Source organism: Flavobacterium pectinovorum, assembly GCF_900142715.1.
Classification (GTDB): Bacteria; Bacteroidota; Bacteroidia; order Flavobacteriales; family Flavobacteriaceae; genus Flavobacterium; species Flavobacterium pectinovorum.
The window spans coordinates 1-25,500 of record NZ_FRBX01000005.1; the positions used below are offsets into that span (position 1 = coordinate 1).

Sequence of the window (25,500 nt, forward strand, 5' to 3'; positions counted from 1 at the left end):
AACAACCCGACAAACTGTGATAGTGCGACTTCAATAATTGTTGTTACAGGCGGTGTATTAATCGCAAACCCTGATGCAGTAGTTTCTGTAGTTGCCACAAACCAGCCACAAACTGTGGTAAATGTTTTTGACAATGATACAAACAACAGCATCGCTGTTGTACCAAATGACGTCAACTTAACAATAGTAACAGCAGATCCAACAGGATTTTTAACTTTAAACCCTGACGGAACCGTAACCTTGGGAGCAAACGCACCTTCAGGAACTTACGAAATTGTGTATCAAATCTGTGAGAAATTAAACCCTTCAAATTGCAGTTCGGCTTCAGTAAAAGTAACAGTTGGTACGCCGGTTATTGATGCAGTGGAAGAAACAACAGCAGCTGTAGTTAATGGAGTTCTTGGCGGAACAACAGAATCGTTAATTGCCAATGATACCTTAAATGGAAACCCAGTTGTTATCGGAACAAATCCAGGAGAAATAAAACTTTCAGGAGTAATGCTTCCAACAGGATTCGTATTAAATTCAGACGGAACCATAACTGTGCCGGCAAGTACTCCGGCAGGAAATTATAATGTAGAATACAAAATTTGCGAGATCAATAACCCTACAAACTGTGACAGTGCAACTTCAATAATTGTTGTTACAGGCGGTGTATTAATCGCAAATCTTGATGCAGGAGCTTTGGTAGTTGCTACAAACCAGCCACAGACTGTGGTAAATGTTTTTGATAATGATACAAACAACGGCATCGCTCTTGTGCCAAATGACGTCAACTTAACAATAGTAACAGCAGATCCAACAGGATTTTTAACTTTAAACCCTGACGGAACCGTAACCTTGGGAGCAAACGCACCTTCAGGAATTTATGAAATCGTGTATCAAATCTGTGAGAAACTAAACCCGACAAATTGCAGCTCGGCTTCAGTAAAAGTAACAGTTGGCACACCAGTTATCAATGCAGTGGAAGAAACAACAACAGCTGTAGTTAATGGAGTTGTTGGCGGAACAACAGAATCGTTAATTGCCAATGATACCTTAAATGGAAACCCAGTTGTTATCGGAACAAATCCAGGAGAAATAAAACTTTCAGCGGTAACGCTTCCAACAGGATTTCTATTAAATGCAGACGGAACCGTAACTGTGCCGGCAAGTACTCCGGCAGGAAATTATAATGTAGAGTACAGAATTTGCGAGATCAATAATCCGACAAACTGTGACAGTGCAACTTCAATAATTGTTGTTACAGGCGGTGTATTAATCGCAAATCTTGATGCAGGAGCTTTGGTAGTTGCTACAAACCAGCCACAAACTGTGGTAAATGTTTTTGATAATGATACAAACAACGGCATCGCTGTTGTACCAAATGACGTCAACTTAACAATAGTAACAGCAGATCCAACAGGATTTTTAACTTTAAACCCTGACGGAACCGTAACCTTGGGAGCAAATGCACCTTCAGGAATTTATGAAATCGTTTACCAAATCTGTGAGAAGCTAAATCCGGCAAATTGCAGTTCGGCTTCAGTAAAAGTAACAGTTGGCACACCAGTTATCAATGCAGTTGAAGAAACAACAACAGCTGTAGTTAATGGAGTTCTTGGTGGAACAACAGAATCGTTAATTGCCAATGATACCTTAAACGGAAATCCGGTTGTTATCGGAACAAATCCTGGAGAAGTAAAGCTTTCAGCGGTAACATTTCCAACAGGATTTGTATTGAATGCAGACGGAACTGTAACTGTACCGGCCAATACTCCGGCAGGAAACTATAATGTAGAATACAAAATTTGCGAGATCAATAATCCGACAAACTGTGACAGTGCAACTTCAATAATTGTGGTTACAGGTGATGGACTTCAGGCAAATCCTGATGTAATTCCTTCAGTTGTGGAATCAAAACTGCCCCAGGTTCTTGTGAATGTTTTTGATAATGATACAAACAACGGAATTGCTGTGGTACCTAATGATTTAAACTTAACAATTGTAACGGCAGATCCAACAGGTTTCTTAACCGTAGGTTCTGATGGAGTAGTAAATTTAGGAGCAAACGCACCTTCAGGAACTTATGAACTTACCTATCAAATCTGTGAGAAACTAGATTCAAAAAACTGCAGCCAGGCTATTGTACGTGTTAAAGTTAATGCAGTTATGCCAGTTACTCCTGCAACGCCAATTGTTGCTAATAATGATGGACAAGTTTTTGTAGACGGAATCAATGGGCAATTAGCTTTCATCAATATTTTAGATAATGACCTATTAAACGGTTTGCCTGTAAATGAATCAGATGTTGTGATTTCAAATACACCAAATTCTTATTTTGAATTTAATTCAGACGGAACGGTAAATGTATTACCAAATACACCTGGAGGAAGTTATACATTAACATACCAAATCTGCGAAAAAGCAAATTCAACAAATTGTGCTACAGCAACATTAAGTGTTTTTGTTGAAGTTCCGGCAATTGCAATTATTAAAACAGCAATTTTCAATGACGAAAATAAAGACGGATATGCAAATGCAGGAGAGACAATTACCTATAAATTCAAAATAACAAATACAGGTAATGTTCCTTTAATGAAAATTATAGTTTCGGATTTATTACCAGGAATTATACTTTCAGGAGATGCAATTGATTTAGGTGTAAACGAATCTGATGAAAATAATTTTACAGCTATTTATAAGATAAACCAAAGTGATATCAATGGTGGAAGTGTAAGCAATCAGGCAATTGTGCAAGGAAAAAGTGCAGCAGGAGTTGTAGTTGAGGATAAATCAGATGATTCTAATAACATGGAAGATAAACCTACAGTTTTACCATTAAATGGTTGTCAGATAACAGTTCTTAATGGATTCTCTCCAAATGGAGATAGTAAAAACGAGAGATTTTATATTCAGGGCTTAGAATGTTATCCTGAGAATACAGTTGAAATATACAACCGTTGGGGAGTTTTAGTTTTTGATATTGATCACTATAACAATGAAGACAGAGCTTTTTTTGGATATTCTGCAGGACGAACAACCATGAAACAATCAGAAGGATTACCTGTTGGGACTTATTTCTATATTCTGAAATATAGAGACAGTGAGTCAAATCAACATGAAAAATCAGGTTACTTATATATCAATAAATAAAAAAATATGCAGCTTAGTTTAGCTAAGCCGTTTTTAAAACTTATTAAATGAAAAAATTAATTTTAGTTTTTATGTTTTTTTCAGTTGTGTGTTCAGCGCAACAAGATGCACAATATACACAATACATGTACAATACCATAGAAATTAATCCGGCTTATGCAGGATCACGAGGCGTTTTAAGTGTTTTTGGTTTATATCGTACGCAATGGGTTGGTCTTGATGGCGCTCCGGAAACGAGTACTTTTTCTATAAATACACCATTAAATAATAAGAAATTAGGGTTGGGAGTTTCATTGGTAAATGATAAAATCGGGCCAACAAACGAAAATACATTGTCGGCTGATTTCTCTTATAGTATTCAAACTTCCGAATCGGCTAAGCTTTCCTTTGGTATAAAAGGAACAGCAAATCTTTTTAATATTGATTTAAACAAATTAAGTTTTGAAGATCAGGATGATCCGCAATTTCAGGACTTAAAAAATAAGTTTACTCCAAATGTGGGCGCCGGTATTTATTGGCATTCTGATAAAGCATATTTAGGATTATCTGTTCCTAATTTTATTCAGACAAATCGCTATAATGATAATGATATTGCCATTTTTAAAGACAAAATTAACTACTATTTTATAGCGGGTTATGTGTTTAATTTAGATCGTTTAGAGTATATAAAATTCAAACCTGCCATATTAACAAAAATGGTAGAAGGAGCGCCTTTGCAGGTTGATGTTTCGGGTAATTTTATGTTTAATGATAAGTTTGTTGTAGGTCTTGCTTATCGCTGGAGCGCTTCAGTAAGTGCGTTGGCAGGTTTTCAGGTTACAAATGGTTTGTACATCGGGTATGGTTACGATCATGAAACTACTAATTTACGAAAATACAATTCAGGTTCACATGAAATTTTCCTGCGCTTTGACTTTTTAAATAATTATAATAGAATGACATCACCAAGATTCTTTTAAGCAATTTAAATATGAAGATTAAAAATTTACTTTATACCTTTTTGTTATTTAATTTTTTTCTTAATGCAAATGCTCAAAGTTTAAGCGTAAGGCAGGCAGATAAAAAGTATAATAATTATGCTTACGCTGATGCAATAAAATTATACGAAAATGCAATAAAAGAAGGCAGTACCGAAGAAAACGTATTTCAGAAACTGGGCAACTCGTATTACTTTACCGGTGATTTGAAACAAGCCTTAAAATGCTATCAGGAATTATTTGCGATTAATCGAAATCAGGAAGCAGAGTATTTGTATATATATTCTCAATGCTTAAAATCGGCTGGAAATTATACTAAATCAGATGAAATTTTAGATATTTTTAGCGAAAAAGCGCCTTTGGACAAAAGAGGAATTTTGTTTAAGAAAAACCGAAATTATTTAGATGATATTAAAGCAAATTCAGGGCGATATGAAATTGCCGATGCCGGAATTAATTCTAAAGATTCTGATTACGGAAGTGCTCTTATAGATAATAAACTCGTTTTTACCTCTGCCAGAGATACAGGCGGAATCATAAAAAAGAACTTTAAATGGACAAATAAATCTATTTCTGCTTTATATGCTGTTGACTTAATGCCAGACGGAAGTATTAGCAATCCTGTATTTTTTCATAAAAAAGGTTTAAAAACAAGATTCAACGAATCGACACCCGTTTTTACAAAAGACGGAAAAACGATGTATTTTACCAAAAACAATTCTATAAAAGGTAAAAGAGGTCAAAGCGAAAATAAAGTAACATTGCTAAAGCTTTATAAAGCAATTTTAATTAATGATGAATGGAGCAACGTGCAGGAACTTCCTTTTAATAGCGATCAATACAGCGTTGCGCATCCTGCATTGAGTTTTGATGAAAAGATCTTGTATTTTGCATCAGATATGCCGGGAACTTTAGGTTTGTCTGATTTATTTAAAGCAAGCATCAATAATGATGGAACTTATGGGAAACCCGAAAATTTAGGCGCAGATATCAATACTGAAGGCAGAGAAACATTTCCATTTATATCAAACGATAACGAAATTTACTTTGCCAGTGATGGCCGTCCTGGTTTAGGCGGACTTGATGTTTTTGTTGCAAAAATAAACAATGATGGTTCATTTGAAGAAGTACAAAACCTTGGAGAACCAATAAATAGCAAACAAGATGATTTTGCATTTATAATTAATAGTAAAAACAGAAATGGTTTTTTCTCTTCAAACAGAGAAAATAGTCTTGGACTTGATGATGTTTACAGATTTACAGAAATTCGAAAACTAGTTTGTGAGCAGGATTTAATGGGAACTGTTACTGATGCAGAAACAAATCAAACACTTTCGAATGTAACATTGTCATTATTTAATGAAGCCTATCAATTTGTTGCAGAAGTAGTTTCAGATCAAAACGGAAATTATATTTTTCCAAATGTAAAATGCGGTAAAAAATATTTCATAAAAACATCCAAAACAGATTATGAAATTAAGGAAGTTCCAATAGCATTAAAAAGAATAAATGGAAAAACCACTTTGGCAATTGCTATCCAAAAGAAATTTACACCTTTGATTGCAAAACAAGTAGTTGTTAAAACCACTAAAGTTAATCCTGTAATAATTAAATCTATTAAAGTAGGAACAGATCTGGCGAAATTACTACATATTCCGATGAACTTTTTTGATTTGGGTAAAGCGACGATTAAAAAAAGTTCAGAACCACAATTGCAGAAAATTGTTGATATCTTAAACCAGTATCCAACATTAAAATTAGACATTCGTTCTCATACAGACAGTAGGCAATCTGCAGAAAACAATATGGTCCTTTCAGAAAAAAGAGCACAATCTACCAAAAATTGGCTGATTCAAAAAGGAATCGACGGCAATCGATTAGCAGCAAAAGGATACGGAGAAACCAAATTGGTAAACCGCTGCGCCGATGGTGTAAAATGTACCGAGCAAGAACATCAGCAAAACAGACGAAGCGAATTTATTATTACTTATTTGTAAATAAATTTATCAATATAAGCCCTTTTCTAAATTTTTAGAAAAGGGCTTTTTTATTTGTAAAAACTAAGTTTGATCAAAAGTGGTGTGTTATTCGCAAAAAAACTTTGAAAATGATTCTATTCTTTGTTAGAAAATTCTTAAATTCAAAAATACGATGTATAATGTTTAAAATGAGATATTTATGGGGTTAAAAAATGAGGCTGAATGATTTTTATGTTTATTTTTTTCTAACTTTATAGGACTAAATTTTTCAGATATGACTGTAGAACAAATATTAAACACAAAAGGGAGAAATGTGTATTCAGTACGTTCAACAACAACTGTTTTTGAAGCATTGAAAGTAATGGGCGAAAAAAATATCGGAGCTATTCTTGTCATAGACGGATCTGATTTAAAAGGTATTTTGTCTGAAAGGGATTATGCTCGAAAAATTGTTTTAAAGGACAAATCATCCAAAGAAACTTTTGTTCATGAAATTATGGAAAGCCATGTTTTTTCTGTCAAACTCTCCAATAATATTGAAGATTGCATGGAACTGATGAGTACAAAAAGAATCAGACATTTACCGGTTTTAGAAAATGAAATTGTAGTTGGAATAATTTCTATAAGCGACGTTGTTAAAGCAATTATAGAAATTCAAAAAGACACAATTAATCATTTGAATTCTTATATTTCACAATAAAATAAATAAAAAAGACACCTAGTAATTAAATAGTCCAACATAATTTGGGCTATTTTTTTATTACCTCAATTTTCTTTTTAACAAAAGAAAGCTATAAAAACACGCCATTTTAAGTGAAGACTTATATCTTTGTAAGCTAGAATAAAAGCAAAAAACAATGAACAAAGAGAGTAAAAGAAGAGAGGCGTTACTGTACCATTCAGAACCAACTCCAGGAAAAATTCAGGTAGTTCCAACAAAAAAATATGCAACACAAAGAGATTTATCTTTGGCTTATTCGCCAGGAGTTGCAGAGCCATGTTTAGATATTGCAGCAAACGTAGAAGACGTTTACAAATATACAGCAAAAGGAAATTTAGTTGCCGTTATCTCAAACGGTACAGCTGTTTTAGGATTAGGAAATATAGGTCCGGAAGCTTCTAAACCGGTAATGGAAGGGAAAGGATTACTTTTTAAAATATTCTCTGATATTGACGTTTTTGATATTGAAGTAAATACAGAAAATGTTGAAGAATTTATTCAGACTGTAAAAAATATTGCCCCAACTTTTGGAGGGATTAATCTGGAAGATATTAAAGCGCCGGAATCTTTTGAAATAGAAAGAAGATTGGTAGAAGAATTGGATATTCCGGTAATGCACGATGATCAGCATGGTACGGCAATTATCTCTTCGGCAGCATTGATTAATGCGCTTGAATTGGCAGGAAAAAAAGCAGAAGATGTAAAAGTCGTAGTTTCAGGAGCAGGTTCGGCTGCGATTGCGTGTACTGATTTATATGTTTTGTTAGGCGTAAAAGTCGAGAATATAATGATGTTTAATAGTAAAGGACTTTTAACAAAAGACAATCCTTCGTTATCAGAATTACAATTAAAATACGCGGTTGACGGTGCCAAAATTGAATTGGCAGAAGCCGTAAACGGAGCTGATGTTTTCATCGGATTATCTTCGGGAGATATTTTAACGCCGGCAATGTTATTAACAATGAAAGACAATCCGATTGTTTTTGCAATGGCAAATCCAAATCCGGAAATCGATTATAATTTAGCTGTAGAAACGCGTAAAGACGTGATTATGGCTACGGGACGTTCTGATTTTCCTAATCAGGTAAACAATGTTCTTGGTTTTCCTTATATTTTTAGAGGAGCGCTGGATGTAAGAGCTACAAAAATTAACGAAGCGATGAAAATGGCTGCTGTTAAGGCTTTGGCTATTTTGGCAAAAGAACCAGTTCCGGAGCAGGTTAACGTAGCTTACGGAGCAACAAAATTAGGTTTTGGTCAGGAATATATCATTCCAAAACCATTTGATCCAAGGTTGATTACAATTGTAGCGCCAGCTGTTGCAAGAGCTGCAATGGAATCAGGAGTTGCAAAAAATCCTATTACAGACTGGGCAGCTTATGAAGATGCACTTCGTGAGCGTATGGGTAACGATAATAAAATGGTGCGTTTAATGACAAACCGTGCAAAAATGGATCCAAAAAGAATTGTTTTTGCAGAAGCAGACCAATTAAACGTTCTTAAAGCAGCGCAGATTGTTCATGAAGACGGAATTGGTTTTCCGATTTTATTAGGAGATAAAGAGATTATTTTAGGACTTAAAAAAGAGTTAGGTTTTGATGCTGATATTGAAATCATTGATCCTAAAACTACTGAAGAAGAGGCAAGAAGAAACAGATTTGCCACTTTATATTGGGAAACAAGAGAAAGAAGAGGAGTTTCGCTTCTTGATTCTCAAAAATTCATGCGCGAAAGAAACTATTTTGCAGCCATGATGGTAAACTCAGGCGAAGCAGATGCTTTGGTAACAGGTCATACAAGAAGTTATCCAAGTGTTGTAAAACCAATGTTGCAATTAATAGACAAAGCACACGGAGCGTCACTTGTCGCAACCGCAAACATGATGTTAACATCTCGAGGACCAATGTTTTTATCAGATACAGCAATAAATATAAATCCATCTTCTGAGGATTTAGTGAATATTGCTATTATGACAGCAAAAACAGCTAAAATGTTTGGTGTTGAACCAGTGATTGCAATGGTGTCATTTTCAAACTTTGGATCATCTACAAGTCCTGGAGCGTCAAAAGTAAGAGAAGCTGTAGCTTATTTGCATAAAAATCACCCTGAAATGATTGTTGATGGAGAAATTCAGGCAGATTTTGCTTTGAATCCGGAAATGCTTCAGGAAAAATTTCCTTTCTCTAAATTAGCAGGTAAAAAAGTTAATACCTTAATTTTCCCTAACTTAGAATCGGCAAATATTACTTATAAGTTATTAAAAGAATTATATAAAGTAAATTCTATTGGTCCTATTATGATGGGTATGGGCAAACCGGTCCATATTTTTCAATTAGGTGCAAGCGTAGAAGAAATGGTTAACATGGCTGCAATCGCAGTAATTGATGCTCAGGAAAAAGAAAATAAAAAAAATAAACTTGCCAGAGAATAACTATATTTTAATTTAACAATAATTTTGTCGTCTTTTTATTGCAATTATTGTTATATTTGGGGCTTTAAATTAAATTATGATAACACATTTGCAAGGGAAATTGGTGGAAAAGAATCCCACCGAAGTTGTGATAGATTGTGGAGGTGTAGGATATCACATAAATATATCTTTACATACCTTTTCACTACTTCCTAATGCTGATTTTATAAAATTGTATACGCATCTTCTGATCAAAGAAGATGCGCATACTTTATTTGGATTTGTCGAAAAATCAGAACGTGAGATATTTAGAATGCTGCTTTCGGTTTCAGGTATTGGTGCAAACATTGCCAGAACAATGTTATCATCAATAGAACCAAGACAAATTATAAACGCAATTGCCTCAGGAGATGTAGGTATAATCCAGTCTATTAAGGGAATTGGAAACAAAACAGCACAAAGAGTAATACTTGATTTAAAAGAAAAAGTGTTAAAATTGTACGATTTAGATGAAGTTTCGGTAGTTCAAAACAATACAAATCGAGATGAAGCGTTATCTGCTTTGGAAGTTTTAGGTTTTGTTCGAAAGACTTCTGAAAAAGTAGTAGAGAAGATCGTAAAAGAAGATCCTGAGGCTACTGTAGAAACCATCATTAAAAAGGCGTTAAAAAGCTTATAAACTCATTAAGTTAAACTAATTCTATGCGTAAAATTTGTATTTTTTTACTTGTTTTGTTTTGCGGGAATGTTTTGCGTGCGCAAGTAAATCAAACAGTTCAAGATACAACTAAAACTCAATTTTCTACCGGTAAAGTAGAACTCGCAGATCCTCCAAGTATTCTTTCGGCATATAGATACGATCCAATTACAGATCGATATATTTATACAAATTCTGTAGATGGTTTCTCTATAAATTACCCTATTATTCTAACACCAAAAGAATACGAAGATTTAGTTTTAAAAGAATCAAGAAGAGATTATTTTAGGAAAAAATCCGATGCTATTGATGGTAAAAAGACAGGAAGTGAGGCGGCTAAGAAAGATTTGCTGCCAAGATATTATATCAATTCAAGTCTTTTCGAAAGTATCTTCGGTAGTAATACAATTGATGTAAAACCTACAGGATCTGTAGAAATGGACTTGGGTGTTCGTTATACCAAGCAGGATAATCCTTCATTTTCTCCAAGAAACAGATCAAGTCTTACTTTTGATTTTGATCAGCGTATCAGTATGAGTTTAATGGGTAAAGTAGGTACCAGATTAGAAGTAAATGCTAATTATGATACACAATCTACATTTGCCTTTCAAAACTTATTCAAATTAGCTTACACGCCTTCTGAAGATGATATTATTCAAAAAGTAGAAGTTGGTAATGTTAGCATGCCATTAAACAGCTCCCTGATTCGTGGGGCTCAGAGCTTATTTGGTGTGAAAACGCAATTGCAATTTGGAAAGACGACAGTTACAGGAGTTTTCTCAGAACAAAAATCACAAACAAAAAGTATAGTTGCAGAAGGTGGAGGAACGGTTCAAAATTTTGATCTTTATGCATTAGACTATGATAACGATCGACATTTCTTCCTTTCGCAGTACTTTAGAAACAAGTACGATACCTCATTAAGGAACTATCCTTTTATAGATAGCCGTGTTCAAATTACCAGATTAGAAGTTTGGGTTACCAATAAACAAAACAGGGTAAGCACAACGAACAATAACTTAAGAAATGTTATCGCGCTTCAGGATTTAGGAGAAGGGCAATTAACCGGTATTCCTGATAATGAAATTGTTGTTACCAATCCAACAGCAGGATTTTTTAACAATCCAATAGATTCGCCAACAGATAACAATAACAACAAATATGATCCTGAACTTATTGGGCAGGCAGGTTCATTCTTAAATTCAAACATTAGAGAAATTGTAACAGCAAAATCAGGTTTCAATAATGCGAATGTAAGTGAAGGAACAGATTATTCCGTTTTAGAAAATGCCCGAAAGCTGACTACAAACGAATATACTTTTAACGCGCAATTAGGTTATATTTCATTGCAACAGCGTTTGGCTAATGATGAAATTCTTGCAGTAGCTTTTGAATATACTGTTGGAGGCCAGGTGTATCAGGTTGGAGAATTTGGTAGTGATGGTGTTGATGCAACTGTGGTTACAGGAAATAACACATCTAATCAGGCCGTTATTACACAGAGTTTGATTTTAAAAATGCTGAAAAGTAGTTTAACCAACGTTCAGAATCCGGTTTGGAACCTGATGATGAAAAACGTGTATCAAATTCCACAAGCCTATCAAATAAAACAAGACGATTTCAGGTTGAATATTCTTTATACAGATCCGTCTCCTATAAATTATATATCACCAGTTGCGGGAACTAACTTTCCTCCAAGTCCAACTGGAGATAACAAAGTAGACCAGACACCATTATTAAACGTATTTAATCTTGACCGATTAAATTATAATAACGATCCGCAAACAGGAGGTGATGGTTTCTTTGATTATATTCCGGGAATAACAGTAGATGTTCAAAACGGCCGAATTGTTTTTACCACCAAAGAACCATTTGGGGAACTGATATTTAAAAAATTACAAAATACAGGTTCAGGTGAAAACTATAATGATCCAAGTACATATAATGCGAATCAGCAGAAATATGTGTTTAGAAATATGTATAGAAACACACAATCCGGAGCTTTACAGGACAGTGATAAAAATAAGTTTTTATTGAGAGGAAAATACAAATCTTCAGGAAGTAATGGTATTCCTATTGGTGCATTCAATGTTCCTCAGGGTTCTGTTGTAGTTACGGCTGCGGGAAGAGTTCTTGTTGAAGGTATTGATTATAGTGTCGATTATCAATTAGGAAGAGTTCAGATTCTTGATCCTTCACTTCAGGCGTCAAATACACCAATTGAAGTTTCTTTAGAAAACAATTCAATCTTTGGACAACAAACCAGAAGGTTTATGGGATTCAATATCGAACATAAAATTTCGGAGAATTTTGTTGTTGGAGGAACGTACCTAAAAATGACTGAAAGACCATTTACTCAAAAGTCAAGTTATGGTCAGGAATCCGTAAATAATACCATTTTTGGTTTTAATGGGAATTTTTCAACCGAAGTTCCTTTCTTTACAAGACTAGTAAATAAACTGCCAAATATAGATACAGATGTTCCTTCTAATCTTTCTGTTCGGGGAGAAATTGCATTTTTAAAACCAGATGCTCCAAAAGCGAGTGATTTTGAAGGAGAAGCAACTATTTATATAGATGATTTTGAAGGGTCACAATCTACTATTGATATGCGTTCGGCTTATGCGTGGAGTTTAGCTTCTACACCATTTTTAAATTCAATAAACGATAACACTTTTAATGCTAGTTCAAGTACATTAGACTATGGTTTTAAAAGAGCAAAATTGTCATGGTATACGATTGATCCAGTGTTTTATTCCTCAAAACCATCTGGTATTTCAAACGATGATTTATCATTAAATACAACAAGAAGAATATATAGCAGAGAATTATATCCAAACACAGATATTGCCCAGGGTCAGATACAAGTAATAAACACATTGGATTTAAGTTATTATCCTTCTGAAAGAGGACCATATAACAATAACCCAACTTTCAATTCAGATCCGGCAACTTCTAATTTTGGTGGAATCATGCGTTCTTTAAACTCAACTAATTTTGAGCAGGGAAATGTTGAATACATACAGTTTTGGGTACTGGATCCTTATGTTGGAAATGGTGAAGCACAAACAAATAACACCGGTAAAATCTATTTCAATTTAGGTGAAGTTTCTGAAGATGTATTAAAAGACGGAAGAAAACAGTATGAAAACGGATTAGGCCCAGGTCAGGTTTTAGTAAACCCTCAGCCAATTTGGGGAGATGTTCCGGCATCTCAATCCTTAATTTATGCGTTTGATACAAATGCCGATAATCGTAAAAATCAAGACGTAGGTCTGGATGGTTTACCAAATTCTAAAGAAGGATCTGTGTACACGAATTATGCAGGAGAAGCTGACCCTGCGGCAGATGATTATACCTATTATTTAAATACCGAAGGAGGAGTTCTGGACCGTTATAAAAAATATAATGGAGTAGAAGGGAATTCTCCTGTTAGTATAGATGATCCAAATCGTGGTTCTACAACATTGCCGGATGTTGAGGATATTAACCGTGATAATACAATGAACACGATTAATGCTTATTATGAATATAGTATTGATTTAAAACCGGGAATGCAGGTTGGACAAAACTACATCACCGATATTCGTGAAGTAAGTAATATTGAGCTGCCAAATGGAGCTACAACAAATGCAAGATGGATTCAGTTTAAAATTCCTGTTGCTCAGCCTCAAAATACAATCGGAAACATTACGGATTTTAGATCTATTCGATTTATGCGTATGTTCATGACAGGTTTTAATGATCAGATGACAGTTCGTTTTGGAGCTTTAGATTTAGTTAGAGGAGAGTGGAGAAGATATACAAGTACTCTTGACGCAAACGATACAAATCAGGATGATGACGGTACAGACTTTGATGTTTTAGCAGTAAACGTTCAGGAAAACGGTACAAAATGTCCGGTAAATTATGTAATTCCACCAGGAGTACAAAGAGAACAATTATACAATAACAATACAGTTATTAATCAAAACGAACAATCATTAGCGTTACGAGTTTCAGGTTCAGGTTTACAATACCAAGATTCAAGAGCAGTTTTTAAAAATGTAAGTGTTGATATGCGTCAGTACAAAAAACTAAAAATGTTTTTACACGCTGAATCATTGCCAAACGAAAATACATTATTAGATGATGAAATGGTTGGTTTTATTCGTTTTGGAAATGACTTTACCCAAAACTTTTACCAAGTCGAAATTCCTTTAAAAGTAACAAGAACCGGTGGATCATGTTCAATAGGCGCAGATCAGGTTTGGCTGGAAGAAAATGATATTGATCTTGCACTTGAATTATTGACCAGAATGAAAATTAAGGCAATGAGTGTCGATATTAATTCTGATAAGAGAGATATAAATGGAATCTATTACCCAGATGATGATGCAACAATTGACGGAGGAGATGGAGATGGTGCGTTGCGATTAGGAATAAAAGGAAATCCTAACTTTGGTTTGGTTCGAAATTTAATGGTTGGTGTAAAAAGTAGGGCAGATCATAAAGATATTAAAGGAGAAGTTTGGTTTAATGAACTTCGTATGTCTGATTTGGATAACAAAGGCGGTATGGCTGCGATATTAAATATCGATACCAATATGGCTGATTTTGCGACTATTTCAGCAACGGGTAAAAAGAGTACTATTGGTTTTGGATCATTAGAACAAGGTGCCAACGAGAGAGATCGTGAAGATATTCAACAATATAACATTGTAACGAATTTAAATTTAGGAAAACTGCTTCCTCCAAAATGGGGAATTAATTTACCATTTAATTACGCTATCGGAGAAGAGGTTATCACGCCAGAATACGACCCTTTTAATCAGGATATTAAGTTAGATCAATTGTTAAGAGAAACAACTGATCAGGCAGAAAAAGATAATATCAGAACACGCGCTGTAGATTATACCAAAAGAAAAAGTATCAACTTTATTGGAGTAAGAAAAGACAGGGCTCCAGAACAAAAACAGCATATTTACGATGTTGAAAATTTAACTTTTTCACAATCTTACAATCAGGTGGAACGCCATGATTATGAAGTAGAAGATTACGAAGATGAGCAGTCAAATACGGCAATAAACTATGCTTATACTTTTCAGCCTAAAGAAGTAGTACCTTTTAAACAAACCAAATTCATGAAGAAAAGTGAGTATTGGAAAATTTTAAGTGACTTCAATTTTAATTATTTGCCTTCTAATATTACTTTTAATACTAATATTTTAAGACAAAGCAATCGCCAGCAATATAGAGAAGTCGAAGTTGAGGGAATTGGTCTTGATCCACTTTACAGAAGAAATTTCGCGTTTAATTATCAATACGGTTTTGGTTATAACCTTACAAAATCATTAAAATTAAATTATACAGCAGCGTCTAATAATATTGTTAGGAATTTTTTAAATGATGATAACACCCCAAAAGAAGATTTTAATATTTGGGATGACTATTGGGATATCGGAACACCAAATCAACACATGCAGCAATTGGTATTGAATTATGATATTCCGATTAATAAAATTCCAATATTTAGTTTTGTAAAAGCTAGTTATTCTTATACAGCAGACTATAATTGGCAGCGTTCTTCAACAGCTTTTTCTGAATACACTGATGATAATGGTAATGTATTTGATTTGGGTAATACTATCCAGAATGCAAATTCAAATACTTTAACAACAACATTAAATATGAATACGTTGTATAAGTATTTAGGTTTGACACCTGGAGGTAAAAAAACGGCAAAACCTAAAGCTGCAGCACCACCAAAACCGGGAGAAAAAATTGTGAATACTGCAAAACCTGTGACGAGCAGCAGTCCTTTTTATGATGGCTTAATTGGTATTTTGACAAGTGTAAAAAACATTCAGATCAATTACACTAAAAATAGTGGTACTGTTTTACCGGGATACACACCAAGTGTTGGTTTCTTAGGGACTTCAAAACCATCTTTAGGATTCGTTTTTGGAAGTCAGGATGATGTGCGATATGAAGCTGCCAAAAACGGATGGTTAACCACTTATGATGAGTTTAATCAAAACTTTACACAAGTAACAAGCAAACTGTTAAAAGTAACAACTAATATAGATTTGTTGCCAGACTTAAAAATCGATTTAACGATGGATCGTTCTTATTCTGAAAATTCATCAGAACAATATAGTGTGGTAGATGGAAATTATACACCTCTATCTCCATATACATATGGAATGTTTTCGATTTCGACTGTTATGATAGGAACAGCTTTTTCTACAAGTAATGAAACTCAATCTGCTGCATTTGATGATTTTAGAAGTAATCGTTTAATCATAGCAAATCGTTTGGCAGAGGATCATTATGGGGCAGGAAATGCAATACCTAGATATGATGTTAATGATATTCCGGCGGCACCAACAGATCCTGCAGCAGAAGATCCGTATAAAAAACAGAGAGAGATTTATGAATCTAATCAAGGATATCCTATAGGCTACGGAAAAAGTAATCAGGCTGTATTATTACCGGCTTTCCTTGCTGCGTACACAGGAGGTGATGCTGAGAAAACATCGACAGGCATTTTTAGAAATTTCCCAATTCCAAACTGGAGTATAAAATACAACGGTTTAATGAGATACAAATTTTTTAAAGATAAATTCAAACGTTTCTCATTGCAGCACAATTATAGAGCTTCGTATACAATAAACCAGTTTAGGTCTAATTTTGATTATGATAAAGCAATAGCAGATCCTGTACTCAATCCGACTCAAGATGTAAATACAAACTTCTTTAATAAAACGATTATGTCAAACGTCAACTTGGTAGAGCAGTTTAGTCCGCTTATTCGGGTAGATTTTGAGTTGAAAAGTTCTTTACGATTGTTAACTGAAATCAAAAAAGACAGAGCTTTATCGATGAGTTTCGATAATAATTTATTGACGGAAGTAAAAGGAATTGAATATGTAGTGGGATTAGGGTATCGTTTTAAAGATGTAATTTTCTCTTCAAGACTTGCAGATAACCCAACCGGAATCATTAAAAGTGACATCAATATAAAAGCTGATTTTTCTTTTAGAAATAATGAAACTTTGGTTCGATATTTAGATTACGATAACAATCAGTTGGCAGCGGGTCAAAATATTTGGTCTTTAAAACTTACTGCTGATTATTCGTTTAGTAAAAACTTAACCGCAATATTCTATTATGATCATTCATTCTCGAAAGCGGTAATTTCAACATCGTTTCCGTTAACGAACATTCGTTCAGGCTTTACGCTTCGATATAATTTCGGAAATTAATTTTAAGTTTCTAAAGGGGATTTCATTAGAAGATTATTACATTTGTGCCTAAATTATTAAATTATCAATTTTCAAACATACTATTATGAGCATACCAGCAAATTTAAAGTACACAAAAGATCACGAATGGGTTAGCATCGAAGGAGATGTGGCAACAGTAGGAATTACTCATTTTGCTCAAAAAGAGTTAGGAGATATCGTGTATGTTGAAGTAGAAACTTTAGACCAGACACTTGATAAAGACGAGGTTTTTGGAACTGTTGAAGCTGTAAAAACAGTTTCGGATTTGTTTTTGCCTTTAACAGGAGAAATTATTGCTTTTAACGATAGTTTAGAAAGTGCTCCGGAAACTGTAAATTCTGATCCTTATGGAGCTGGATGGATGATTAAAATAAAAATTGCTGATGCATCAGAAATAGATACTTTATTATCTGACGAAGCTTATAAACAACTTATCGGTGCCTAAACAGCTACTGCTTCTTTGGGCAATTATTTGTTCAGGAATTATCACTTATTTTTGTTTAACAGATTCAAGTAATCTTCCTGCAGTAGCAAATATTCCAAATATTGACAAAATTGTACATTTTTGTTTTCATTTTGGATTTACAATTTCCTGGATTTTATTCTTTAAAAAAGAATTAAAAGGGAAAGCTCCTGATGATTATAAAGCTTATTTGATTTCGTTCATATTTTCGGTTTTTTTCGGAATTACAATCGAAATTTTGCAAAGTGTTTTTACAACAACAAGAGCGGCAGATGTTAGAGATATTTTAGCAAATACGATTGGAGCTACAATAGGTCTTTTTACAGCTATAGCTTTAAAAAAACAAATCGATAGAATATAAAAATAAGACCCACTTCGGTGGGTTTTTTTATTGCCAAAAAAGCAAGATTCAAAAAGAGGTTTTTTTTCTGAATTTTAAATGTATTTTTGTCGAAATTCCACATGTATCTAAAAATCATGAATGTTAAGCAATATTTAGATTCTACGTACTTAAAAACTGCCTCTCAAGCCGGACTTTCGGAAGTAGAAAATCTTACCGTGGTAAAAAAAGCAATTTCTGAAGCCATTAGCGAAAGTTTTAAACTGATCATGATTCGTTCGGAATATGTAAGTTTGGCAAAAGAAATGATTTTAAAAGCAAATTCGGCTTTACTTGTTGGAACAGTTATCGATTTTCCGGAAGGTAAATCAGATATAGAAACCAAAATTAAAGAAGCAAATGAAGCAATTGAAAATGGAGCAGATGATTTAGACTTTGTTTGCAATTATGAAGCTTTTAAAAACGGAAATCTGACATTAGTGAAAGAGGAAGTTTTATTAGGTACACAAATTGGATTAGCACACAATAAAACAGTAAAATGGATTATTGAAGTCGCTGCTTTGACAGATAAAGAAATTATTCAGTTTTCGGCTTTGATAAAAAATATTGTTATATCAAATTTCAAAGAAGAAAATTATGCTTCGGTTTTTGTAAAATCTTCCACCGGTTTTTTTAAAACTGAAAATGATTTGCCAAACGGAGCGACAATTCCAACAATAATTATGATGTTAGAAAATGCATCGCCGTTGCCAGTAAAAGCAGCCGGAGGTGTTCGGACATATAATGAAGCAATAGAAATGATTCGTTTAGGAGTTAAGCGAATTGGAACTTCGGCAGCAAAAACAATTGTAGACGGAGGAAATACCCCAAATCAATATTAAATGAAAATTAAATTTTACACCGTTAAGAATTTTTTATCTTTTATTCTTATCCTGTCTTCCTTAGTTGCCCTTTCTCAGGAAAGGAATAATAGTTCTGTTAAGCCTGGTTTTGCAACAGAGCAATTTCCTGTTTTTCCTAATTGTGAAAATTTGCAATCAAAAAAATTAGAGAATTGTTTTTATAAAGAAGTTCAGGATTTTGTTTATCATAATTTTCAAATTCCTGAAAACTTAAAACAAACAAATTATCAGGGAGAAGTAAAAGTGCTTTTTGAAGTAGATGTTAACGGTGAATTTAAAGTAATCTATGTTAATGCAGAGAACGAAGCTTTATCAGAAGAAGCTAAGCGTGTTTTTGGTACATTTCCGAAAATTAAACCTTCATCATATAGTGGAAAGCCAACATATTCTAAATATACAATTTCGATTGCCATTCCTTTAAAAAGTGCCGATCAAATTGAAGCAGAAGCTTTGGCTGCAGCCGAAATTGAAAAACCACTCGAAAAACCAATGACTGAGTTGGATAGTATTGTGTATAAAAAATATAATAATCCTGAATTTGAAAGTCATTTAAATATTCCGTTTTCACATAGTTATTATGCGCAGTTTGATGGCGCAATGAATCAGGTTGGAAGTAACAACCATACTGCTTCAAAACCTTATACTTATGCTGAAGTTTCAAAATATTATAATTTAAAAGCCGTAAATGAATCACTTCAAAAAAATGTTTCGACCTGGTTGGGAAGAAAGTTTTGGAATCAAAATTTAGTTCAGATTCAGGGTGAAGATTATTGGATAGCACTAAATCCTATTCTTGATTTGCAAATGGGTAAAGCTTCAGATCTTGATGCTTCTTATACTTTTGTAAATACACGTGCTTTAAATTTTAGAGGAGGTTTAGGAAAACAAATTAATTTTACAACAACTGTTTTTGAAAGCCAAGGCCGATTTGCGGGTTATTATAATGATTATGCAGAAAGCTTAAAGCCTTCAGGTGGAAATCCTGCTATTATTCCCGGAATGGGCATTGGGAAAAGATTTAAAAGTGATGCTTACGATTTTCCTTTAGCAGAAGCCAATATTACTTTTGCGCCAAGTAAAATTTTTGATTTTCAGTTAGGTTATGGAAGAAATTTTATTGGAGACGGATATCGTTCGTTGCTTGAAAGTGATGGAGCGAGCCCTTATCCGTATTTTAAAATCAATACCACTTTCTGGAAAATAAAATACACCAATACTTATATGTGGCTTAAAGATGTGCGCCCAGATGTTACTGTAGAAAAAACCTATGCGTCTAAGTATATGGCGAATCATTATTTAAGCTGGAACGTTTCGAATAAACTGAATTTTGGTTTCTTTGAATCGGTAGTTTGGACAGATACAAATAATAGAGGATTTGATGTAAATTTTGTAAACCCTATTATATTTTATCGTTCTGTTGAGTTTGCATCTTCTTCAAGAAGTGGAAATGCGCTTTTAGGGATGACTGCTAAATACAAGTGGAATAACGATGTTAATTTTTACGCTCAGTTTTTATTAGATGAATTTTCAGTTTCTGATATGGGAGCCGGAGAGCAGAGCTGGAAAAATAAATTCGGATATCAGCTTGGGGCTAAATATTTTAATGCTTTTAAAGTTAAAGATTTATTGTTACAGCTTGAGTATAATCATGTGCGTCCTTACGTTTACGAGCATAGCGCAGTTATTACAAACTATGGTCATAATAATCAAAGTATCGGGCATCAATGGGGAGGTAATTTTGAAGAATTAGTAGCAATTGGCCGTTATCATAAAGGACGTATTTTTGGAGATGCTAAATTTACAATGGGAACACGAGGTTTAGATTTTGATACTGCGGGGAACAGCTTTAATTATGGTGGAAATATTTATAAGAGTTATGATGAAAAGCGTCCATATGATACTGGCGTTAAAGTAGGACAAGGTAACAAAACAAGTATTTTTATTGCTGACATTCAAGGAGGATACTTAATAAATCCGATGACTAATTTAAAATTATTTGGAAGTTTTATTTATAGGAACTTTGATCCAACACAAGAAACAGCAACCACTTTTAAACAAAGTACAACATGGTTTACCATCGGATTACGTTCTGATGTCTTTAATTGGTATTTTGATTACTAGCATTTAATAAGATTTTTCGAAATAATAGTGTTAAAAATGTACAAGTCCTTATTTTGTAAAGGTTTTATTGAAAAAATCTAATTTTATAGTTCAGGATTCTACAATCTAATTTGTACATTTGCACCACTCAAAAAATATACAAACAATTAAGGTTTGAACGCTACAAAAAATACAATTTCATTAAAATCGATATTTCTGGATTTCAAAGAGATCACTAAGGCTGGTTTAGCTATTAGTGTTTTGTTTTCTTCAATTGCGGGATATTTATTAGGGGTAAATGATAAACACCCTTTTCAATGGAGTGTTTTGCTGGTTTTGTCTATTGGCGGATATTGCATGGTTGGAGCTTCAAATGCTTTTAATCAGGTAATAGAAAAAGATATCGATTCATTAATGGATCGAACAAAAAATCGTCCGGTTCCTTCGGGGCGTATGTCTCCAACAATGGCTTTGGTTGTGGCAAGTTTGCTTACAATTATTGGTATCGCTTTGCTTTATACCATTAATGCAAAGTCGGCAATGTTTGCAGCAATTTCAATATTTTTATATACAAGTATTTATACACCTTTAAAAACAGTAACTTCGTTATCGGTTTTTGTGGGCGCATTTCCGGGTGCAATTCCGTTTATGTTAGGATGGGTTGCGGCTACAGGAGATTTTGGAATAGAAGCCGGGACTTTGTTTTTAATTCAGTTTTTTTGGCAATTCCCTCATTTTTGGGCAATTGGCTGGTTTTTATATGAAGATTATGAAAAGGCAGGAATCTTTATGCTTCCAACAGGTAAAAAAGATAAAGGGACCGCGTTGCAGATTATTTTATACACAATTTGGTTAATAATAGCGTCATTATTGCCGGTTTTAGGATATACAGGACAATTGTTTATAACGCCAATTGCGGCAGTTTTAGTTTTTTTATTGGGATTGTGGATGTTATTTTATGCAATACGATTATATCAATTGCGAACTGCAAAAGCCGCGAGAACATTAATGCTGGTAAGCGTTTCGTATATTTCGTTGCTGCAAATTGTGTTTATAGTAGATAAATTTTTAAGATAGTTATGGAAATGACAATGACAACAAGCGAAGAACAGGTACAAAAATCAAAATCGGCAAAACTGATTTTGTTATTTGCAATGGTAAGTATGACCATGATGTTCGCCGGACTTACAAGTGCATTTGTAGTAAGTAAATCAAGAGCAGATTGGTTGAAGAATTTTGAATTACCAATCGCATTTTATTATAGCACAGCTGTAATTTTGGGTTGTAGTGTTACTTTTTATTTGGCAAAAAAAGCTATTCAGAAAGATAACAGAAGTGCAACAACAGCTTTTCTTTTAGGGACATTAGCGTTGGGGATTTTATTTGTGGTTTTGCAATTTGCAGGTTTTGGACAAATTGTAGAAAGCGGATATTATTTTACAGGAGAAGGTAGCTCAATTACTACAACTTTTCTTTATGTTGTAACGGTGACGCACTTATTACACTTGGCTGGAGGATTAATTTCACTTTTAATTATAATTTATAATCATTTTAAACAAAAATACAATTCGACTCAAACTCTTGGTATAGAACTAGGTGCGATGTATTGGCACTTTTTGGATTTATTATGGGTATATTTATTTTTATTTTTATATTTCTTTAAATAAGAAAAAAACGTAAATTTGGGAACTTTTTAACGAATATCTTTTATGGAAGCGACAGTTACTACTGCAAATAACGACGAAAAAACTTGGGGAGGCGGAGATATCCAGCCATTAGGAGCAAGTTATGGTAAAATGATGATGTGGTTTTTTATCGTATCAGATGCCCTTACATTCTCTGGATTCCTTGCTGCTTATGGTTTTTCTAGATTCAAATTTATTGAAACCTGGCCTTTGGCTGATGAAGTGTTTACTCACTTCCCATTTATGCATGGCGTTTCGGCTCCTATGTATTATGTAGCCTTAATGACTTTTATTTTGATTTTCTCATCTGTAACAATGGTTTTAGCTGTTGATGCAGGTCATCACTTGAAAAAGTCAAAAGTTGCTGTATATATGTTCTTAACTATTATTGGAGGTTTAATTTTCGTTGGTTCTCAAGCATGGGAATGGAAAAACTTCATTAAAGGAGAATATGGTGCGGTTGAAACTGCAGGTGGTAGTTTATTGCAATTCGTTGATAAAGATGGTAAAAGAGTAGCTCTTGAAGAGTTTGCTGTAAAATTACCGGAGCAAAGAGAAGCTTTAACAAGAAGCAAAGAAAAATGGTTTATGGAAGATGCTGAAACGCAGCCAACATATTCTGTAGCTGAAATTCAGGCCGGTTTTAAAGCACATCCTGATTTATTGATAAGAACAGAAACGCTTACAGCAGCAAAGAAAAAAACAGTTTTAACAAGAGCAGAATCTGAGTCTCGTTTAAATACTGCAAAATACGTTGTAGAAGGTGCAAACTTAACTAGAAACGAATACGGAAGTAAATTGTTTGCTGATTTCTTCTTCTTCATTACAGGATTCCACGGATTCCACGTATTTTCCGGAGTTATCATTAATATCATTATTTTCTTTAATGTGTTATTAGGTACTTACGAGAAAAGAAGAAGCTACGAAATGGTAGAGAAAGTTGGTTTATACTGGCACTTTGTCGATTTAGTTTGGGTATTTGTATTTACAGTTTTCTACTTAGTTTAATTTTAGATTTTATCATTATGTCACACGAGCACGTATCAAATACAAAAAGAATCTGGTTTGTTTTCGGACTATTATCAGTAGTAACTACAGTAGAAGTTATCCTTGGTATTTTAAAACCAGCATCATTAGAATTTAATCATTTTATTGGTTTGAATTTGTTAAACTGGATTTTCTATATCCTGACAATCTTCAAAGCATATTATATAGTATGGGCATTTATGCACATGGAAGGTGAGAAAAGCAGCCTTAGATGGTCTGTTGTTTCTCCAGTTATATTCCTAGTTTTATATTTATTGTTTATTCTGTTAACAGAAGGACATTATATTTATGGGGTTTTTAAAGATTCTACTATTAAATGGAATTTTTAACATGATATTAATTCGAAAAGAGTCCCGATAACATCGGGATTTTTTTATTTTTGTATCTCAATAACTTCCATTAATACAATGAAAAAAAATATAGTTCTCTTTGTACTTTTTGTTCTGCCAATTGTTGCCTATTTGTTTTTTGCTTCCGGGGTTAATAGTTTTTCTAAACTGCCTACAATAACTCCAAAGATTGCAGATTTTGGTGATTGGAAATCTTTAAATGGAAAAAAAGTTTCACTTGATAAAAAGATAACAGTTTTAGGTTTTTCAGGTTCAGAAATTTTAAATAATCGTGGTAACTATTTCAACTTAAACGAAAAAATATACAAACGTTACAATGGTTTTGAAGATCTTCAGTTTGTAATACTTTGCCCTGTCGGAACAGAAGAACAAGCCCAAAAAGTTTTAGATGCATTAAAACCTTTTACAGATGTCAAAGGCTGGAATTTTGTTTTTGCTTCTCCGGAAGAAATCAAAACATTCTACAATCAGTTACATTTAAAAGGAAAGCTGGATGCTAATTTAGGGACTTCAAATGTTTATATAGTTGATAAGGAAAGAAACTTAAGAGGCAGAAAAGGAGCAAATAAAGAGAATAAAGACAGTACAGATGAGTATAAGGAAGGATATGATACTTTTCATCCATCTGAATTAAGTAATGAAATGCTTGATGATTTTAAAATCATTTTATACGAATATCGTGCTGCTCTAAAAAAGAATCATAATGCCACTAAACAACTTTAAATAGCAATTATAATGTTTAAAAATAAATCATATATCGGAATTTCATTTATCATTTTAATTTTCGGAATTTATGCTGTCCCAAAAATTGTTGACAGAATAAAAAACGGTGAAGTTGTAAAAGGAAACCGATTGGATAATGTAGGTTTGAAAACAGATAAATCTGATGCAAAATTGTTAACGATTGGTCCGGCTCCAAAATTTGAATTAACGAATCAGGATAACGTTAAAGTTTCAAATGAAACCTATAAAGGAAAAGTTTATGTATTGGAGTTTTTCTTTACTACATGTCCTTCTATTTGTCCAAAAATGAATTTGAGCATGTTGGAAATCGAAAAGACTTTTTTTGGAAACCCTAATTTCGGAATTGTTTCTATTACAATTGACCCTAATCATGATACACCGCAAGTTTTAAAAGACCATGCTAAATTATTAGGTGTTAAATCTTCAAACTGGAATTTCCTGACAGGTGATAAAGCGGTCATTATGGATTTGTCTAACAAAGGTTTTAATTTATATGCCGGTGAAAACGCTAAAGTAAATGGTGGTTTTGAACATTCCGGACTTTTTGCTTTAATTGATAAAGATGGAAATATTCGTTGCCGTAAGGATGATTTTGGGAATCCAATTTTATATTATGATGGATTAGATAAAAAAGGGGTTAGAGACATTCAACAAGACATTAAAATATTATTAGAAGAATAGA

The 25,500-nt window shown here is 33.6% G+C and carries 17 protein-coding genes; all 17 read left to right on the forward strand.

Annotated features, from left to right (window positions below):
* Positions 1 to 3,135: T9SS type B sorting domain-containing protein (locus tag BUE22_RS16840; RefSeq protein ID WP_143165856.1), on the forward strand; the 3,135-nt coding region annotated here is incomplete at its 5' end.
* A 47-nt stretch (positions 3,136 to 3,182) separates the two neighbouring features.
* Positions 3,183 to 4,094, forward strand: coding sequence for a PorP/SprF family type IX secretion system membrane protein (locus BUE22_RS16845; protein WP_042565640.1), 912 nt, complete (start codon positions 3,183 to 3,185; stop codon positions 4,092 to 4,094).
* An 11-nt stretch (positions 4,095 to 4,105) separates the two neighbouring features.
* The gene (locus BUE22_RS16850) at positions 4,106 to 6,109 is read left to right on the forward strand and encodes an OmpA family protein (RefSeq protein ID WP_073396797.1); all 2,004 of its coding nucleotides are present in this window, start codon (positions 4,106 to 4,108) and stop codon (positions 6,107 to 6,109) included.
* Between the two features lie 256 nt (positions 6,110 to 6,365).
* On the forward strand, positions 6,366 to 6,791 hold the full coding sequence (locus tag BUE22_RS16855) for a CBS domain-containing protein (protein WP_042565642.1): 426 nt from the start codon (positions 6,366 to 6,368) through the stop codon (positions 6,789 to 6,791).
* 157 nt (positions 6,792 to 6,948) lie between these two features.
* Complete coding sequence (locus tag BUE22_RS16860; RefSeq protein ID WP_073396800.1) at positions 6,949 to 9,243, forward strand: NADP-dependent malic enzyme; 2,295 nt, start codon at positions 6,949 to 6,951, stop codon at positions 9,241 to 9,243.
* A gap of 76 nt (positions 9,244 to 9,319) precedes the next feature.
* Positions 9,320 to 9,901 (forward strand): Holliday junction branch migration protein RuvA, encoded by a 582-nt coding sequence (ruvA, locus tag BUE22_RS16865; protein ID WP_042565644.1) that lies wholly within the window; start codon positions 9,320 to 9,322, stop codon positions 9,899 to 9,901.
* A gap of 23 nt (positions 9,902 to 9,924) precedes the next feature.
* Entirely contained in the window at positions 9,925 to 17,166 is a 7,242-nt protein-coding gene (gene sov, locus BUE22_RS16870; RefSeq protein ID WP_073396803.1) for a T9SS outer membrane translocon Sov/SprA, read from the forward strand.
* An 85-nt stretch (positions 17,167 to 17,251) separates the two neighbouring features.
* Entirely contained in the window at positions 17,252 to 17,632 is a 381-nt protein-coding gene (gene gcvH / locus BUE22_RS16875; RefSeq protein ID WP_042565646.1) for a glycine cleavage system protein GcvH, read from the forward strand.
* Positions 17,625 to 18,011, forward strand: coding sequence for a VanZ family protein (locus BUE22_RS16880; RefSeq protein WP_042565647.1), 387 nt, complete (start codon positions 17,625 to 17,627; stop codon positions 18,009 to 18,011). The genes gcvH and BUE22_RS16880 overlap by 8 nt, the downstream gene beginning before the upstream one ends.
* 116 nt (positions 18,012 to 18,127) lie before the next feature.
* Positions 18,128 to 18,871, forward strand: a complete 744-nt coding sequence (deoC, locus tag BUE22_RS16885; RefSeq protein ID WP_073396805.1) for a deoxyribose-phosphate aldolase — start codon at positions 18,128 to 18,130, stop codon at positions 18,869 to 18,871.
* The gene (locus BUE22_RS16890) at positions 18,872 to 21,013 is read left to right on the forward strand and encodes a gliding motility protein RemB (RefSeq protein WP_073396808.1); all 2,142 of its coding nucleotides are present in this window, start codon (positions 18,872 to 18,874) and stop codon (positions 21,011 to 21,013) included.
* Positions 21,014 to 21,166: 153 nt separating this feature from the next.
* Positions 21,167 to 22,069: a heme o synthase gene (gene cyoE / locus BUE22_RS16895; protein ID WP_073396810.1), complete on the forward strand. Its 903-nt coding sequence runs from the start codon at positions 21,167 to 21,169 to the stop codon at positions 22,067 to 22,069.
* Between the two features lie 2 nt (positions 22,070 to 22,071).
* Complete coding sequence (locus tag BUE22_RS16900) at positions 22,072 to 22,659, forward strand: cytochrome c oxidase subunit 3 (protein ID WP_042565650.1); 588 nt, start codon at positions 22,072 to 22,074, stop codon at positions 22,657 to 22,659.
* Positions 22,660 to 22,701: 42 nt separating this feature from the next.
* The gene (locus BUE22_RS16905) at positions 22,702 to 23,685 is read left to right on the forward strand and encodes a cytochrome c oxidase subunit 3 (protein WP_073396813.1); all 984 of its coding nucleotides are present in this window, start codon (positions 22,702 to 22,704) and stop codon (positions 23,683 to 23,685) included.
* 17 nt (positions 23,686 to 23,702) lie between these two features.
* Positions 23,703 to 24,053, forward strand: a complete 351-nt coding sequence (locus tag BUE22_RS16910; RefSeq protein WP_042565652.1) for a cytochrome C oxidase subunit IV family protein — start codon at positions 23,703 to 23,705, stop codon at positions 24,051 to 24,053.
* 78 nt (positions 24,054 to 24,131) lie between these two features.
* Positions 24,132 to 24,797: a hypothetical protein gene (locus tag BUE22_RS16915; protein WP_073396816.1), complete on the forward strand. Its 666-nt coding sequence runs from the start codon at positions 24,132 to 24,134 to the stop codon at positions 24,795 to 24,797.
* A 12-nt stretch (positions 24,798 to 24,809) separates the two neighbouring features.
* The gene (locus BUE22_RS16920) at positions 24,810 to 25,499 is read left to right on the forward strand and encodes an SCO family protein (RefSeq protein WP_073396819.1); all 690 of its coding nucleotides are present in this window, start codon (positions 24,810 to 24,812) and stop codon (positions 25,497 to 25,499) included.
* The last annotated feature ends 1 nt before the right edge of the window (position 25,500 follow it).